Below are 16,387 nucleotides of genomic sequence, written 5' to 3' on the forward strand. Positions count from 1 at the left end.
AGCTTGTTTTCTGCGGTTTTTGGCCTATGTTGGCGCCAAATTCATCATTGGAGAGTCGGTCATGAACCTGGAGTTCACTGCAGAAGAAATAGCTTTTCGCGACGAAGTGCGCAATTTTATCGAGAATAATTACCCGCAAAATATCGAACGTGCGGCGGTTCAGGATGATATGACCCCTGACGATATGACCGCATGGCATAAGATACTGGGTGAAAAAGGATGGTCCGTTCCGGCTTGGCCCGAACAATATGGCGGCACGGGCTGGACCCCAACACAACGCTATATCTGGTCAGAGGAAAATGCGCGCGTCAATGCCGTCATGCCGCTGCCTTTCGGCGTCGCCATGGTTGGCCCGGTTATCTACACATTCGGCAATGAAGAACAGAAAGCCAAGCATCTGCCTGGCATCAAAAGCGGCAACACATGGTGGTGCCAGGGCTATTCCGAGCCCGGTGCTGGTTCCGACCTCGCATCGCTGAAAACAACCGCTGTTCGTGACGGCGATGACTATATTATCAATGGCCAGAAAACATGGACGACCTTGGCGCAGCATGCCGATTGGGGTTTCTTCCTGTGCCGTACAGATCCCGACGCTCCGAAGCCGCAACAGGGTATCAGCTTCATTCTTGTGGACATGAAAACGCCAGGTATCGAAGTGCGTCCGATCAAGCTGATTGATGGCGGTTATGAAGTCAACGAAGTGTGGCTCACCGATGTCCGCGTACCAGCGGAAAATCTGATTGGCGAAGAGAATAAGGGTTGGACCTACGCGAAATTCCTGCTGGCGCATGAACGCTCCGGCATTGCTGGCGTGGCGCGTTCGAAACGCGGTGTCGAGCAACTGAAAGAAATTGCCACACATGAGATGCTGGATGGCGAGCCGTTGCTTCAGGACATGGGTTTCGCGACCAAGATCAGCCAGCTGGAAATTGATCTGGCGGCCCTGGAGATTACCGAGCTCAGGACATTGGCCGGCGAGCAGGCCGGCAAAGGTCCTGGCCCTGAAAGCTCTTTGCTGAAAGTGAAGGGTACAGAAATTCAGCAGCGCCTGACCGAATTGACGCTGGAAGCGGTCGGCCATTATGGCACGCCTGATTTCCGAAGCTTCCCGGCGGATGGCTCCAACGACTTCCCGATTGGGCCGGACTATGCGCACAGCGCTGCACCGACCTATTTCAATATGCGCAAAACCTCGATCTACGGGGGATCGAACGAGATTCAGCGTAACATCATCACCAAAATGGTCCTCGGACTTTAGATCCAACCCGCAAATATAATAAGAAAGCGAAACTATGGATTTCAACTTTTCTGACGAACAGAATATGGTTCGTGACGGTATCTCACGGCTTGTTCGGGAACAATATGACTGGGATACACGCCGTGCCGTGATCTCTAGCGAATCTGGCTGGCGGCCGGAATTCTGGGCGCAGCTTGCCGAACTGGGCATGCTGGCGGCACCCTTCTCTGAAGAAGATGGTGGCTTTGGCGGCGGTGCGGTCGAAACCATGCTGATCATGGAAGAATTTGGCAAAGGCCTGGTGGTCGAGCCGTTCATTCCCAGCGTGGTCTGTGCGGGCGGTTTCTTGAAGCATGCCGGGACCGCAGCGCAGAAGGAAGAATATCTCAGCGCTATCATTGCCGGCGAGAAAGTTTTTGCCTTTGCCTATGCTGAGCCGCAAGGGCGCTATGACCTGGCCAACCTGACGACCACGGCAAAGAAAGACGGGGACGGTTACTCGCTCAACGGCCAGAAAGCCGTCGTGATCGGTGCGCCCTGGGCAACGCATCTTGTTGTGACGGCGCGGACCTCTGGCGGACAGTCGGATGCAGGCGGTGTATCGGTGTTTATCGTTGCGAAGGACGCCGACGGTGTCAGCTTGCGCGATTATGCAACCGTCGATGGTCGTCGCGCTTCGGAAGTCTATTTCGAGAATGTTTCAGTGTCGGGTGATGCCTTGATCGGTGAGCTGGATAACGGCCTGCCCTTGATTGAAACAGTTGTCGATGAAGCCACAGCGGCGGTTTGTGCGGAAGCTACCGGTGCTATGCAGGTGACCCATGCCATGACTCTGGAATATGCGAAACAGCGCAAGCAGTTCGGCGTGCCGATCAGCAGTTTTCAGGTGCTCCAGCACCGCATGGTCGATATGTTCATGGAATATGAGCAGTCGATTTCCATGTCCTATCTCGCAACGATCAAGCTTGCCGAAGACGAAGCGGAACGCAAACATGCAGTTTCGTCAGCCAAAGTCCGCGTTGGACAATCGGCGCGCTTTGTTGGCCAGTCGGCTGTGCAGACCCATGGCGGCATGGGTGTCACCGACGAAACCGCTGTTGGCAGCTATTTCAAGCGGCTGTCGATCATTGAAAGTGAATTTGGCAGTGTCGATCATCATATGCGGCGGCATGTCAAACTGACCGCTGCGCAGTAAGACAGCCATTATAGCCCTATCATAAAAGGGGGTGCGGTCAGGCTGGCTGCGCCCCCTTTTTCACGTTATCCCAGTTCCTTCCCAGGGAGGGGATGAGTATGGTTCAGCAGTCTGCCGCAATGCCGGGTAAAACGACGGGCAATATATACCGCTATTATATCCTATTTGTGATGATGCTGACCTATATGTTCAACATCACCGATCGCATGGTCATGTCGATCCTGATCGAGGATATCAAGGCAGACTTTGTCCTGACCGACACACAGATCGGTTTGTTGGCTGGAACGGCCTTCACGCTTTTCTACGTGCTGCTCGGGATACCAGCGGGACGACTGGCGGATCGCACAAACCGCAAGAAAATGGTTTCGATTGCCGTTAGCTTGTGGAGCCTGATGACGGCGCTTTGCGGCGTTGCGACCGGTTTCTGGACCTTGTTTCTGGCCCGTTTGGGCGTCGGTGTTGGAGAAGCAGGTGGAAACCCGCCAGCCATTTCCATTCTCACCAACTATTTTCAATCGCATGAGCTCTCCAGAGCCATGGGGATATTCTCAGTCGGAGCGGTGCTTGGCCCCGTGATCGGATTTGTCGCGGGCGGATTGCTTGCTGAAGCCTATGGCTGGCGTTGGACGTTCATCATTCTCGGACTGCCGGGTGTCCTGCTCGGTTTGTTAATCTATCTAACCGTCCGTGAACCGGATCGCAGCCAGTTTTCAAATGCTGGAGAAGAGACCAAAGCGACGACACAAGAACCATTTGCTACAACCATGACCTCACTTTGGAAGAACCGGATATTCATCCGCGTCGCTTTGGCCAATGCACTGGCGGTAACGGCCTCTTATGCCTTTGCCATCTGGTTAGCACCCATCCTGATCCGCAACTTTGAAATTCCGGTGTCACAGGTGGGAATCTATCTCGGAATCGTCTGGATCGCGGGCGGGGTCCCGGGCATGATCATTGGCGGATTTGTGACAGACAAGCTGGCCCTTAGAAATCCGAAATGGCGGGCATGGTATTGCGCGATTGTTGTCCTAATCGCGTTGCCGCTTCTCTGTCTGTGTTTGCTCACCGACAATCTTGTGCTGGCTCTGATCCTTTATGCGATCGGCTATGGGGTGCATTCGTCTACGCAAGGGCCTGCCATAGCTATGATGCAATCGTCGGTATCACCAACCGAACGGGGAACCGCCTCGTCTATCGCCAGCCTGTCCGCAACTTTTCTGGGCTATTTCATTGGCCCTGCCGTGGCCGGCGCGATTAGCGACAGTTTGGCGCCGGACCATGGCACTTTATCGCTCAACTATGCCGTTATCGGTATCACGATACTGAGCCTGACCTTGGCGATACTGGCTTATCTCTATGCCGCCAGAGCCGTGCCTGAAAAACCACTGCAAAAAGCTTAGTTACCGCTCCACTGACATTGACCAACCAGCAAACGGACGCGGTTTGTCACCATGTTCGGGATAGCTCAGATGTCCGTTAATACGCAAACCACCATAATCGTAGCGCAGCTCGGTTATGGGGCTGCCCGGTTCGAAGAGGACGCGATAGGCGCGGCCGCGATGTTCGATCTCACCAGACGTATCCTGATATTCCAACAGCCCACGATATTCCTTGCCATCAGACATTTGCAATATTGCACGGCTGGCACAGCGCTCGACAGGGAATTCCATCGCCTTGGTCAACGGCGTAGCTTCGACACCTAGCACCATCCAATGCGCGGTCTCGTTCTTTTCATCCTGTTTCCCTGACATAGTGATGATGCGAAAAAAATCATGGGCCAGACTCAGGCCCAATTGCTCTTTTTCGGTAAGCGGCTTGCGGTCTCCGCAATCTGTAGAGGCGCTATATTGATCGTAGTGATACCCCTCAGCGTTGGCTGCTTGAACGGAAGCCGCAATCATCAGTGATAGCAGTGCTGATGCAGCCATCATAATAGCAAACCACCATCAGCGATAAGTGTCTGCCCGACAACATAGCTGGCCAGCGGAGAGGCCAAAAACAGTGATAATCCCGCCATATCCTCGGGATCGCCAATACGGCCGACTGGAATACTCCGGATTGTAGCGTCTCGGCGTTTGGGATTTTCCGTTGTCACAGCGGTCATCTTGGTGGCGATCAAGCCCGGAGCAATGCCGTTTACGCGGATACCATCCGGAGCCCATGCCTTGCCCAAGGTGCGGGTCAGTCCCATCGCCCCTGTTTTCGACGCATTATAGGCAGGATTGCCGACGGTAGCGTGGAAAGCGGCGGTCGAGCTAATGATGATCAGCGAGCCGCCGGCTTCTTTAAGCAGATCGTGAAAGTTTCCGGCAAAGGTCATCAGGCTGTTGAGATTGACCTGTATCACCTTGGTGAAATTTTCCGGTTCGAATTCCTGCCGCTTGTAAAGTACCATGCCTTGCGAACAGATCAACACATCCAGCCTGTCGAAAGTCTGGCGATAGGCGGCAATGGCGGCATCATCAGCAGCATCGACCTGCGCATAGTGCAGACCTTCCAGATCAGAGCCTTCATCCTTTGAATAATCATCCGGTCCCGCACGCGTGCCGGTAACATGGACCTCAGCGCCGCATCCTCGAAAGGCTTGTGCGGTAGCATTGCCAATCCCGCTGGAGCCGCCAACGACGGACACTATTTTGCCTTCATAACTCAGAGATGCGTTGATCATGTCTATCCTCTTTCTTTTTGCCCCTATGTAAAGCGATATTGGCCGAGCCGATAGCGATGGTCTAGAGCCTATTGTGATAACGCATAAGCCAAAGGACAGATATGAACATTCCCTTTTCACTTGCAGGCCGGACTGCGCTGATCGCCGGGGCATCATCGGGACTGGGCGCTCATTTCGCGGAACTATTTGGCGCAGCAGGTGCCAATGTGGTGCTGGGTGCAAGGCGTACGGACCGTACAGCTGCCGTAGCCGACAAGATTATAGCTGCGGGCGGCGATGCGCTGGCCGTGCCTCTGGATGTGACGGACGAGGCTTCTGTTATCGCGGCTTATGATGCAGCCGAGGCAAGATATGGCGTGGTGGATTCGATTGTGGCCAATGCCGGGTTCAGTGAGCCAGGGCGGACCACTGAATTACCGGTGCCTGATGTCCAGCGGCTAGTGAACACAAATTTTATGGGTGTTTATGTGGCCGCTCGCGAAGGGGCCAAGCGTCTGATCGCCAGTGGCAGCCGTGAACGGGAAAACGGACGCATCACCATTGTCGGTTCAATAACATCGCGGCTGACCGCCAATGGCGACAGCGCCTATGCCGCAACAAAGGCGGGCGTGACCCATCTGGGACGCAATATGGCGCGCGAATGGGTGCGGCAGGGGGTGAATGTGAACACGATTCATCCCGGTTATATCGCCACTGAGATTCAGGGCGATTGGTATCAGACCGAGGGCGGCAAAGCCCAGATAGCCGGATTTCATCGCCGCCGCTTGCAGGAAATGACATCGCTCGACGCGATGATGCTCTATTTTTCATCTGACGCGTCCAAAGCGGTGACGGGTTCGGATATGGTTGTCGATGACGGCCAATCTCTTTGAGACAGTTCCTATAGGGCGATCGTATCGTGCATGCGGCTGAACTTGCTGTGATAGGTTTCGATAATCTCCGTCAGGGTGGACAGCGCTAGCGTCGCTGGATCACGGGTGGACGGGATGATGCCAATTGGTGCTTTCATGCGCTTTATATTTTCGTCGCTGACGCCAATGTCACCGAGTAAAGCCTTGCGCGTGTCGTGGGTTTTGAAACTGCCCATCGCGCCAATGTAAAAGGCTGGTGAAGCCAGCGCCTGTTTCATCAGCTCCGCCTCCCAGTCATGATCATGAAAATAAAAGACACAGGCGGTCCAGGGATCTGTCTGATAAAGATCGGTGGCCGCCGGGGTTTTCAGCTGACTGGCGGTCACGCCCTGATTGGTGGCGCTCTGAACAATGTCGGCATCAGGCGTTAGGATTTCGCAGTCCAGTCCATAAGAGATCGTGAGATTGGCGAGGTTTTCGACCACAGCACCGTGGCCCAGAATGACGATCTTTGCCGCCGGGACATGATTGACATGCACCCATGATCCATCGCTGACAACGGCCTGATCCTGCTCCGCCGGTGACCATTTTAACGCCGCTGTTTCGCGATCCATGCTGATCGTAAAAGGTTGCCTTTCGGTCACCGCATTGAACAGCTCTGCTGCGGCGCGCGCATCAGGCACAGGCGTGAAAAGCAAATCTATGCCGCCGCCGCAGGGCAAACGAATGTCGAGATAGGGCGATCCAGCGCCAAAGCGGACTTCGCGAGGGGCATTTATACTGATGCAATCCACTGCTTCAGCGATGACGGCTGTTTCGATACAGCCACCGGAAAAGGAGCCCGCCGCACTGCCGTCCGCTGCGACGGCCATATGGGCACCGGGATTGCGGGTGGAAGCGCCGGTGACTGCCGTCAGTGTCACAAGGGCACAGTCCAGACCGGCCGCGGTCTTGTCTTTCAGAAACTGGAATATCGGAAATATGTTGTTCAAGCGCGCCGCAATCTATTGTTTCACAGATGCTAGCGCAGTTTGGCAGATGCCTGCAATCTTTCCTTTGCTAACGGCCTCCGGTTACAAACAGGCATTGACCGGTTACCCAGCTGGCGGCAGGCGAGGCCATATAGATGACGGCTGCGGCGATATCGTCTTCGGTGCCATAGCGTTGCAGCGGGATGCCGATATGTTTGAGCAGTTTTTCCCGGTCCTCTTCAGATTTTACGCCCATGGATTCGTCGAAATTCTCGGTCGGGATCGGGCCCGGGGCCACGGCATTGACCCGGATTTTTGGCGCGAGTTCGAGCGACAAAGTGCTGGTCAGGCTGTTCACCGCCGCTTTCGATGCGCCATAGGGGCCGTTTTTCACCTGCCCGCCAAAGGATGCACGGGACGAGGTGTTGATGATCACGCCGCCGTCATCCTTCATATGTTTGGCCGCGACGACAGCACCCATCCAGACGCTTTTGAGATTGAGGTCAATTTGCGCATCCCAATTGGCCTCCGGCGTTTTGGTCAGATAGCGCGGCGTGCCGTCCGGCAGCCCTCCGGCATTGCTGACCCAAATGGTGAGCTTGCCCAATTCCGTGACGGTGCGCTCGGCCAGATGTTCAAGCGCCTCCATATTGGTGACATCGGTGGCGACCGTGATGGCGCGCCTGCCCAGCGCACGAATCTCGTCCGCCACGGCTTCCAGATCAGCCGCTGTGCGGGCAGCGAGTGCCACGTCTGCGCCGGCTTCTGCGAGACCCAGTGCGATCGCGCGGCCAATACCCTTGCCTGCGCCGGTGACAATGGCAACATCGCCTTCCAGCTTGAAATTGTCCAATATGCTCATGGGCGAACCTCTCCTTTGCCGCCGTGATGATCGGCGGCAAGGGGGAAGTCCACTAACAGAAGCACTGGTGGTTAGGCAGCGGCTGGCTAGGCGGCGGCATGGCCCGGTTGCACTGGCGCGGGCAGACCGGTTTCTTCCAGACAATTGGCGCGCAGCGTATCGATATCCGGTCCGAAGTTAAACGGGCTGTCCGTTTCGGGAATCTGGCTCGCCATATCCGCGCGCAAACTTTCTGTAGCGCCTGTGTCAACTTTGCTGTCGTCCCCGATAACCACGCCATATTCGCGCGCGCCGTCAATGGTGACCAGGCCTTGACGGATTTCCAGGGCGACCAGCTCGGGATCGCGCTCCAGCGGGCTGCCCCATCCGCCGCCACCCCAGGTGATGAAGTGCAACTGATCACCCTCTGCTACCGTGACGTCTTCGATCTTGTTGCTGACGATTGATCGAGTGCCGTCTGCTTTTTCAAGAATTTTGCGGGCACGCTTGCCGGGTTCACCACCGTTCACGCCCCAAGGTGGAACGAACCAGCGGTCATCATGGATTGAGATCGTGCCGGCGGCAAGGAAACGATAGGTGAGATATATGCCATTGCCACCGCGATGTAGTCCCGCGCCGCCGCTATCCGGCGCGGTTTCATAGCGCTCGATACGCAGCGGGAAATAACGTTCCAGAAACTCGTTCGGTACATTGGTGAAGCCGGGCCATAGCGAATGGCCATCTGGTCCGTCGCCCAGCGGCCGCCCCGGTATGCCGCCAAAACCAATTTGAAAGAGCTGAAACCAGTCGCCCTTTTTATCATTGCCGGAATAGAAGAGGTGCGGGGAAGATGAGAAGCCTGCAGCGTTCAGGAATTCGGGCGTCTTCTGACCAAGCAGTCCGCCTAAAATATCAAAAATACGCCCCAGTGCGTGAGTACGGCCGGAAAGAGCTGCTGGAAATTTCGGTTTGAGTAGCGATCCTTCGGGAATTTTCACTTCGATCAGGTCATAGAATCCGTCATTGAACAGGATCTGTGGATCGAAAACCATGATCATGTAGATTCCAAAGAACATCTTGAACATATTTTCGTTCAGGAAGAAGTTGATGGAAGCGCCACTTTGTGGATCGGTTCCTTCGAAATCTAGGATGACCTTGTCGCCCTCACGCCGCATGGTGCATTTTATCTTGTACGGACCAGCACCAATGCCATCGTCGCAGATATAGTCTTCAAAGCTGACCGGCTCTTCGCCAATTGCCTGACCGATCAGTGTCTTCATCGCGCGATGATTACGTGCGAGCAGTTCCTGCGTTGCTGAAACATAGACATCATCGCCGAAACGTTCTGCCATTTCAATGACCCGACGCGCAGCGACGCGGCAGGATGCAATCAGTGCGTTGAGATCGGCCTGACACCAATCCGGTTTTCTTGTCTGGTGCATAACGAGCTTCATCAAATCTTCGTTATATTCACCCTTTTTCCAGATCTTTACGGGCGGGATGCGCACACCTTCCTCAAAGATGGATTTGGCATCAATGGGCATGGAGCCCACCACTTTGCCGCCAATGTCAGACTGGTGCCCGAACATGGCAGTATAGGCGATCAAGCGACCATCCTTGAATATGGGCAGCAATATGAGCCAGTCATTATTGTGGCTGACGGCGCCTTCACAGCTATAAGGATCGGACAGGAAAATCATGTCCCCATCTTCGAGTGTGCCATCAAACTGTTCCAGAAAGCCGCCAATAAAACTACCAAACTGGCCGACGATCATCTTCCCAGTATGATCAGCAATCAGAGGGAAGGCATCGCCTTGTTCCCGGATGCCGGGAGACATGGCTGTCCGAACAAGTGTCGCATCCATCTCGATCCGCGCATTGCGCAGGGCGTTTTCAATAATATCCAGCGTGACTGGATCAATGTCGATTTTCTCGAACGGCGTTGCATTGGTTTCAATAATTGTTGCAGGCATTTTACTGTCCCTCCGCCAGATTGATGAGGATATTGCCGACCGCGTCCACTTCGCCGATGCAGCCTGTTTCGATCAGGGTGGTGGAGTCCATCTCCACCACGATGGCGGGGCCTGTGATGACATCACCTTGTTTGAGTTTGGCGCGATCATAAATCGCACCATTCTGTTCTGCACCATCCATCCACAATTTGTGGTCCCGGATTTTTGCGTCTGATGGATCGCCATTGCCCTTGGGTAGCTCTGCAGCGGGCAGATTGAGTGACTGGCCCATGGCGACAGCACGCAGGTTCACAATCTCATGCGGTGTGTCCATGTTGAAGGTAAACAATCGATGATGCTCTTCATCGAAGCGAGCCAATATGCCTTCGATGCCGTCCTGTTCGAGTACTTCCGGCGTGATCGTGAGAGGCACTTCAAAAGCCTGCCCAGCATAACGGACATCGACTTCAAATTCGCTGGCAATATCCTCTTCTGCGACACCGTCTGACAGCAATTCTGCACGAGTCTGGTCAGCCATGTCTTTCAAAATACCGATCAATTCTGACGCATCGGTATTGGTGGCTAGCTTTGAGAAGGACCGCGCCGTCTCCGTGCGCATCCGAGTTGTTGCATCACCTAAGGCGCAAAGCACGCCGGGCGAAACTGGCGATACCGCTGGCCAGCTGCCCATAAGTCTGGCGACCGCGTTGACATGCAGTGGCCCGGCTCCTCCAAAGCCCATGAGGGCAAAGTGCCGCGGGTCATAGCCTTGCTGAACGGAGATCATCCGCAGTGCCCCGAACATATTTTCGTTCACAATATCGATGATGCCGCGCGCCGCCGCCATCAGGTCAATGCCCAGCGCATCTGCGATTTTCTGGACCGACTTTTTCGCGCCTTCGCGATCGAGCTGGAAAGAGCCACCGAGCAGGTTCTCCGGCAGATAGCCTAGCACGACATTAGCATCGGTAACCGTCGGCTCCTCGCCGCCCTTGCCATAGGCTACCGGGCCCGGCACTGCGCCCGCCGATTGCGGACCAACGCGCAAGGCTCCGGTCAGTTCCGGCACATAGGCAATCGAACCACCGCCAGCGCCTACTGTTTTCACGTCCAGCGAAGAAGCACGCACGGAAAGATGACCGACCTCAGTCGTTCGAACCCGCCGCGGTTCAAGATTTTCAATCAACGCCACGTCGGTCGAGGTCCCGCCAACGTCGAGCGTCAGGATATTTTTCAGTCCTGCATTTTTCGCTACCCAGACAGCTCCGGTGACGCCGCCTGCAGGACCGGACATCAGGATGTTGACCGGATGCTCTTCCGCTTTTTGCGATGACATCAAACCGCCATCAGAGCGCAGCAGCGAGAAGCGCCCCGCCATGCCGGCATCAGCCAGCTTGGCGCGCAGATTGGAGACATAGTGGCCGACCACTGGCCGCACGGCTGCGTTGGCGACCGTTGTCAGCGTCCGCTCATATTCCTGCATTTCGGGAAGCACTTCGTGGCTCAATGAATAGGGCACGTCTGGCATTTCCGCCGCAATCATCTCGCCGATCCGGCTTTCATGCGCGCCATTGGTATAGGCGTTCATCAACGAGACCGTGACCGCTTCCACCCCTTGTTTTTTGAGATATTCGATAGCCGTCGTAACGCTGGCTTCATCCAAAGGCCGCACCTCATTGCCATCGGCATCCATACGTTCCTTCACGGTCACCGTATCTTCCAGCGCCGCCAGAGGCTGTGGCTTGGGCCAGATAATCCAAGCAGCAAGCCCGCCAGGTACAAAGCTCCGCGCAATCTGCATGATATCGCGATAGCCCTCGGTCGTGATCAGACCGACTTTTGCGCCTTTGCCTTCCAGCACGGCATTGGTGGCGACGGTGGTGCCGTGCAGGAAATATTCTATCTCACTGGCCTTAACATTGGCATCATCGCAAATGGCGTTCACGCCATTTAATATGCCTTCTGAACTGTCATGGGGTGTGGACGGCGTTTTGGTTCGCCAGAATTGTCCGGTTTCATCATTGAACAGCAATAGATCGGTAAAGGTTCCCCCGACATCAACGCCTAGTCGATACCCCATATATCAGTCTCTCTCTTATAATTTATGCATTCAGGCTTCGGCCCTTGCGACAAGCGATGGCAAAGGGCGTTTCATTATTGTCTCGAACCATTGGTTGGTAGAGATGGCTTTTGCCAGATCGACACCATGATTGATTGCCGAACGGTCAAGCAGGTTGATTAGATCCTCGGTTGCGATATTGCCGGTCGCATTGGGAGCGAACGGGCAGCCACCAAGACCTCCAAGGCTTGCATCCAGTGTGGATACGCCCGACCGGACCGCAGCCCAGGCATTGGCAATACCGGTATTGCGTGTGTCATGGAAATGTGCGCGCATCGTGATGTGATCGGGCAATATCTCTTTGAGACGGCCAAATAATTCTTCGACCTGACCCGGAACACCAACACCAATAGTGTCAGCAAGTGCGATTTCGAGCGGTTCTTCTTCTGCCATTTCACTGGCAATGTTGAGGACGGTTTCGGGCGGGACATGGCCCTCAAAGGGGCAGCCAAAGGCGGCAGAGATGGTGACCTGCGCTTTCAAGCCCTCTCCCTTGGCGAAGCGGATCATCTCGCGATTCTCCCTTATACCTTCTTCGATGGTCTGGCCCTGATTCTTCTCGCCGAAAGTATCGCTGGCGACGATCACACAACCAGCTTCGTCAATACCGCGATTGCCTCCCTCTTTCGTCGCAAGTCCCCGCAAGACACCGCGTTTGTTGAGGCACAGCCCAATATAGGACATGTCTTCGCGGTCAGGCAGTCCGGCGATAACAGCTTCTGCATCTGCCATTTGTGGAACGCGCTTGGGATGGACGAAACTTGCTACCTCCATGCGACGGATACCCGCATCGATCATGTGATTGATCAGACCCAGCTTGTCGGCCGTGGATATGATATCCGGCTCGTTCTGGAGCCCGTCACGCGGACCGACTTCGACGATATCGACAGATATGGGGTTTTCATGTGCCATAGAAATTGTATACAATCCATGTTGTGCTTTGTATAGCAAAAGCATCATGCAGGAGGTTTTTTAATGGCGCAAGGGGCACTTACCGGACTCCGGTTGATCGAAATGGGGCAACTTATTGCCGGTCCCTTTTGTGGTCAGCTGATGGGTGACCATGGCGCAGAGGTCATAAAGATTGAACCGCCTAAGGTCGGCGATGCGATGCGCAGTTGGGGGCAGGGAATTCCGCTTTGGTTCTCCGTCGTCGGGCGCAATAAAAAGTCCATCACTCTAAATTTGCGTGAGAAAGAAGGGCAAGAGATTGTCAAAAAGCTGGTCGAAAAAAGCGATTTTTTGCTCGAAAATTTCCGCCCCGGTACAATGGAAAAATGGGGCCTTGGTTATGATGCGCTAAGCGCAATTAATCAGGCGCTGATCATGATTCGCGTTTCCGGCTATGGCCAGACCGGGCCCTATGCCTCGCGCGCAGGCTATGGCTCTATTGGCGAAGCCATGGGCGGCATGCGCTATATTGCGGGTGAACCAGATCGTCCGCCAAGCCGTGCAGGCCTGTCTATTGGCGACTCGTTAGCGGCGACCTATGCCTGTCTTGGCGCGATGATGGCGCTGCATCACCGGCACGTGACTGGCAAGGGGCAAGTGGTCGATTCTGCCATCTATGAAGCTGTGCTCGCCAATATGGAGTCCACCGTTGCGGAATATACTGTTGCCGGCCATATCCGCGAGCGCACTGGCTCGATTCTTCCGAAAATTGCGCCGTCTAATGTTTATGAGACCAGAGATGGCAGCGTCCTGATCGGCGGAAACCAGGACAGTGTCTGGAAGCGTATGTCGGCGATGATGGGGCAACCAGAGCTTGGTGATGATCCACGCTATGCGACACATGTCGCCCGCGGTGAGCATCAGACCGAGCTTGACGTGATCGTCAACAACTGGACCAAAACGCTTTCCAGTCAGGAAGTGCTTGATTTATGTGAAAAAAATGGAGTTCCTGCGGGTAATATATATCGCGCGCCCGAAATGCTGGCCGACCCGCATTTCGAAGCGCGCGACGCCTTGGTCGCGATGGATCATCCGCAGCATGAAAACTTCGTGATGCAGAATGTTGCTCCAAAATTGTCTGACACGCCAGGAAAGATCGAGACCATTGGTCCTGAACTGGGGGCTCATAATGAAGCGATTTATGGCGAGCTACTCGGCATGGACAGCACCAAGCTGGCGGATCTGCAAGATCGCGGTATCATCTGATTTACTGGGGTTTCGAGACGGCTGTCATGCTGAACGAATGAAATGCCCGTCGGATATGGCTCGTCATCACTGATTTGGCCCAATCTTCATCTTTGGCGGTAAAAGCGGCGATCAGTTCGTCATGGTCAACAGCAGACTGGTTGAGCTGAGTCTTTGTATATTGATGTGCCGTTTGCCGCACAACAGGCTGCTCGACCAATGCGGGCATCAGCTTGCTTAAGCGTGGCGATTGCGCGCATTCCAAAATCAGATCATGAAAGCGACGGTTGGCTTCCAGAAAGGATGTTATATCAGGTGGAGACTGATTGACGGCATCCTTCAGCTCGGTGTTGATGTTGTGCAACAGTTCTAGCGTGTCGTCGTCAATCCGGCGCGCCGCTCGGGCAGCAGCATGGGCTTCCAACATGGCACGCAGAGTAAACATCTCATCGACTTCACCTTCGGACCAGTCAGCCACAAACAGTCTCTTGGAAGCGCTGCGGACAACCAGCATTTCGTTTTCCAACCGCCGGACGGCATCACGCACCGGGGTCCGCGATACACCTGATATTTCCGACAGTTTCTCCTCGGTCAATTGCATGCCTGGGATAGCCTGGCCTTGCAGGATGAAAGTACGGATCTTTTGATAAGCAGTTTCGGAAGCGGGCATCATTGGATCGATCATATTTGTTGGAGGGTTGGACTAGTCTTAGTTGCAGTACGAACAGTTTCTGCTTGACGGAGCGATTTTGTATACAATAGAAGTGCAATAGGGAGATTTGTCAACCTATGCCTGATCCAAAACGCATCAAAGTCATCGTTCCGATCCCGATGGATGAAGCCGGTGTCTCTGCCCGTGCCGAACAATTGCCTGCCGATTTTGTTCGTGGCGGTTTCGCGCCTGAATTCGTGGCCGTCCCATGGGGCGCCGCTCTGGGCGACAGCTATCATGATACGATGTTAATGGATTGGACCGTTTTTCAGGCCGGTATCAAGGCGGAAGAGGAAGGCTATGCTGGTGTTCTGATTGATACCGTCAGCGACAGTGGAATGCGGGCCTTGCGTTCCCGGCTTTCAATTCCTGTCGTCGGTCCTGGTGAAGCGGCATTTGCCGCCGCGATGATGCTGGGCAAGAAATTCACAGTGCTAACGATGTGGCCAGAATGGTTCCCGCTCTATGAGAAAACCCTGACCGAATATGGTTGGTGGGAACGGGTTGCGTCACTGCGGTCGATTGAAACACGCCCTGACGTTACCGAGTTGCTTGCCGGTAAGGAAGAAGTGATCTTCGACAAGTTGAAAGCCGAGGCTACGGCGGCAATGGAAGAAGACGGCGCGGATGTCATCGTGCTGGGCTCCACTACAATGCATCAGTCGGCAAAATATCTTGATGACAACCTGCCTATACCGGTGCTGAATCCGGGACAGGTTGCCTATAAATTTCTCGAGACGCTGATCGAGCTCGGCCTGACTCACAGCAAGAAGGCATTTCCGGCACCTGAAGTGCCCAAAGATGATGATATCAGAAAAGGATGGTATTAATGGCTGACTGGACTCCAGGCATGGCAGGGCAGGTTCCGCTGCCTTATCCCTTTTACATCGATATTGTAACAAAGCGCTATTTCGACGGTGTCGATAACAAGAACATGACGCAGGTGCTGAACTGTTTCGCGCCGGACGCGATCTTGCATGAAGCGACTTCCAACACAATCCACGAAGGTCGCGATGCGATCCGCGCGATGTTCGAAAAGCTGTTCGCGGATTTTGAGTCAATCTGGCATGGGAATTTCGTCCATACAGCTGACCCCGATACCAATGCAGTCTGTTCGCAGTTCACAGTATTGATCACCCCCAATGGTGGTGAGCAATTGCGTTACGAAAATTGCAACCGTTTCTATTGCAAGGACCGGCTGTTCCAGCATGTCTTTGTCTATATGAGCGGTGACAACCTGCTCAAAGAGGGAGACGCCTGATGCAGTATGAACCCGGCTTGTCTCGCGCAGCATTGATTGAATTTGCGACAAAAACCTATTTCGGCAATGTTGATGCAAAAAACATGGACGCTGCGTTGGCATGTTTTCATGACGAAGCTTTGTTCTGCGTCCAGACCAGCTTCACTCGCCACTCGGGCAAGGCTGAAATCAAGCGTATGTTCGAGGATTTTTTTGGAGCCTATGAAACGATCGTCCACCGCGATTTCAATTGCACGGTTGATGAAGCCAACGGCCGGATTGCAGCCAGCTTTGTCGCTGAGCTGACCGATGCGGACGGCAATGTAACATTGCTCAACAACACCAATTTCTGGCGTATGCGCGATGGCAAATTTCAAGAAGTCTATGTCTACATGAGCGGAGAGAACGTCCTCGTATAAAATCAATGTGACGGGCCACAAGGTCTGCACATCATTCCATTCAGGG

General features: G+C 54.4%; 16 protein-coding genes. 8 read left to right on the forward strand and 8 right to left on the reverse strand.

Going from position 1 to position 16,387, the window contains the following annotated elements; translation table 11 throughout:
* Positions 1-61: 61 nt before the first annotated feature.
* The 3 genes from DG177_RS13480 to DG177_RS13490 all read left to right on the forward strand — a co-directional run bounded on the left by DG177_RS13480 (position 62) and on the right by DG177_RS13490 (position 3,832).
* The gene (locus tag DG177_RS13480) at positions 62-1,258 is read left to right on the forward strand and encodes an acyl-CoA dehydrogenase family protein (protein WP_108811950.1); all 1,197 of its coding nucleotides are present in this window, start codon (positions 62-64) and stop codon (positions 1,256-1,258) included.
* A gap of 34 nt (positions 1,259-1,292) precedes the next feature.
* On the forward strand, positions 1,293-2,432 hold the full coding sequence (locus tag DG177_RS13485) for an acyl-CoA dehydrogenase family protein (RefSeq protein WP_108811951.1): 1,140 nt from the start codon (positions 1,293-1,295) through the stop codon (positions 2,430-2,432).
* Positions 2,433-2,530: 98 nt separating this feature from the next.
* On the forward strand, positions 2,531-3,832 hold the full coding sequence (locus DG177_RS13490; protein ID WP_337658837.1) for a spinster family MFS transporter: 1,302 nt from the start codon (positions 2,531-2,533) through the stop codon (positions 3,830-3,832).
* On the opposite strand, the gene DG177_RS13495 is transcribed toward DG177_RS13490, so the two are convergent.
* Entirely contained in the window at positions 3,833-4,363 is a 531-nt protein-coding gene (locus DG177_RS13495; RefSeq protein ID WP_108811953.1) for a hypothetical protein, read from the reverse strand.
* Positions 4,360-5,100 carry an SDR family oxidoreductase gene (locus tag DG177_RS13500; protein WP_108811954.1) on the reverse strand — a complete coding sequence of 247 codons (741 nt, stop codon included), beginning with the start codon at positions 5,098-5,100 and terminating at the stop codon, positions 4,360-4,362. The genes DG177_RS13495 and DG177_RS13500 overlap by 4 nt, the downstream gene beginning before the upstream one ends.
* 101 nt (positions 5,101-5,201) lie before the next feature.
* Here DG177_RS13500 and DG177_RS13505 point away from each other — a divergent pair, with 101 nt between their 5' ends.
* A complete protein-coding gene (locus tag DG177_RS13505) occupies positions 5,202-5,972 on the forward strand; it encodes an SDR family NAD(P)-dependent oxidoreductase (protein ID WP_108811955.1) in 771 nt (256 codons plus the stop codon).
* 8 nt (positions 5,973-5,980) lie between these two features.
* On the opposite strand, the gene DG177_RS13510 is transcribed toward DG177_RS13505, so the two are convergent.
* The 5 genes from DG177_RS13510 to DG177_RS13530 form a co-directional block, all read right to left on the reverse strand.
* The gene (locus DG177_RS13510; protein ID WP_337658838.1) at positions 5,981-6,943 is read right to left on the reverse strand and encodes an XdhC family protein; all 963 of its coding nucleotides are present in this window, start codon (positions 6,941-6,943) and stop codon (positions 5,981-5,983) included.
* A 67-nt stretch (positions 6,944-7,010) separates the two neighbouring features.
* A complete protein-coding gene (locus tag DG177_RS13515) occupies positions 7,011-7,784 on the reverse strand; it encodes a glucose 1-dehydrogenase (RefSeq protein ID WP_108811956.1) in 774 nt (257 codons plus the stop codon).
* An 86-nt stretch (positions 7,785-7,870) separates the two neighbouring features.
* On the reverse strand, positions 7,871-9,736 hold the full coding sequence (locus DG177_RS13520; RefSeq protein WP_108811957.1) for a hydantoinase B/oxoprolinase family protein: 1,866 nt from the start codon (positions 9,734-9,736) through the stop codon (positions 7,871-7,873).
* Between the two features lies 1 nt (position 9,737).
* Positions 9,738-11,795, reverse strand: a complete 2,058-nt coding sequence (locus tag DG177_RS13525; protein ID WP_108811958.1) for a hydantoinase/oxoprolinase family protein — start codon at positions 11,793-11,795, stop codon at positions 9,738-9,740.
* Positions 11,796-11,825: 30 nt separating this feature from the next.
* Complete coding sequence (locus DG177_RS13530; RefSeq protein ID WP_108811959.1) at positions 11,826-12,746, reverse strand: hydroxymethylglutaryl-CoA lyase; 921 nt, start codon at positions 12,744-12,746, stop codon at positions 11,826-11,828.
* Positions 12,747-12,809: 63 nt separating this feature from the next.
* On the opposite strand from DG177_RS13530, the gene DG177_RS13535 reads away from it, so the two are divergent.
* Entirely contained in the window at positions 12,810-13,991 is a 1,182-nt protein-coding gene (locus DG177_RS13535; protein WP_108811960.1) for a CoA transferase, read from the forward strand.
* 1 nt (position 13,992) lies between these two features.
* Here DG177_RS13535 and DG177_RS13540 read toward each other — a convergent pair whose 3' ends face one another.
* Positions 13,993-14,643: an FCD domain-containing protein gene (locus DG177_RS13540; protein WP_108812978.1), complete on the reverse strand. Its 651-nt coding sequence runs from the start codon at positions 14,641-14,643 to the stop codon at positions 13,993-13,995.
* Between the two features lie 116 nt (positions 14,644-14,759).
* Here DG177_RS13540 and DG177_RS13545 point away from each other — a divergent pair, with 116 nt between their 5' ends.
* Genes DG177_RS13545 through DG177_RS13555 form a run of 3 tightly spaced genes read left to right on the forward strand, consistent with a single transcriptional unit; the run spans position 14,760 to position 16,341 of the window.
* Positions 14,760-15,512 carry an aspartate/glutamate racemase family protein gene (locus DG177_RS13545; RefSeq protein ID WP_108811961.1) on the forward strand — a complete coding sequence of 251 codons (753 nt, stop codon included), beginning with the start codon at positions 14,760-14,762 and terminating at the stop codon, positions 15,510-15,512.
* The gene (locus tag DG177_RS13550; protein WP_108811962.1) at positions 15,512-15,943 is read left to right on the forward strand and encodes a nuclear transport factor 2 family protein; all 432 of its coding nucleotides are present in this window, start codon (positions 15,512-15,514) and stop codon (positions 15,941-15,943) included. Before DG177_RS13545 ends, DG177_RS13550 begins: the two co-directional genes overlap by 1 nt.
* The gene (locus DG177_RS13555) at positions 15,943-16,341 is read left to right on the forward strand and encodes a nuclear transport factor 2 family protein (RefSeq protein ID WP_108811963.1); all 399 of its coding nucleotides are present in this window, start codon (positions 15,943-15,945) and stop codon (positions 16,339-16,341) included. The genes DG177_RS13550 and DG177_RS13555 overlap by 1 nt, the downstream gene beginning before the upstream one ends.
* The last annotated feature ends 46 nt before the right edge of the window (positions 16,342-16,387 follow it).

Origin of the sequence: Sphingorhabdus sp. Alg231-15 (genome assembly GCF_900149705.1) — a bacterium.
Taxonomy (GTDB): Bacteria; Pseudomonadota; Alphaproteobacteria; order Sphingomonadales; family Sphingomonadaceae; genus Parasphingorhabdus.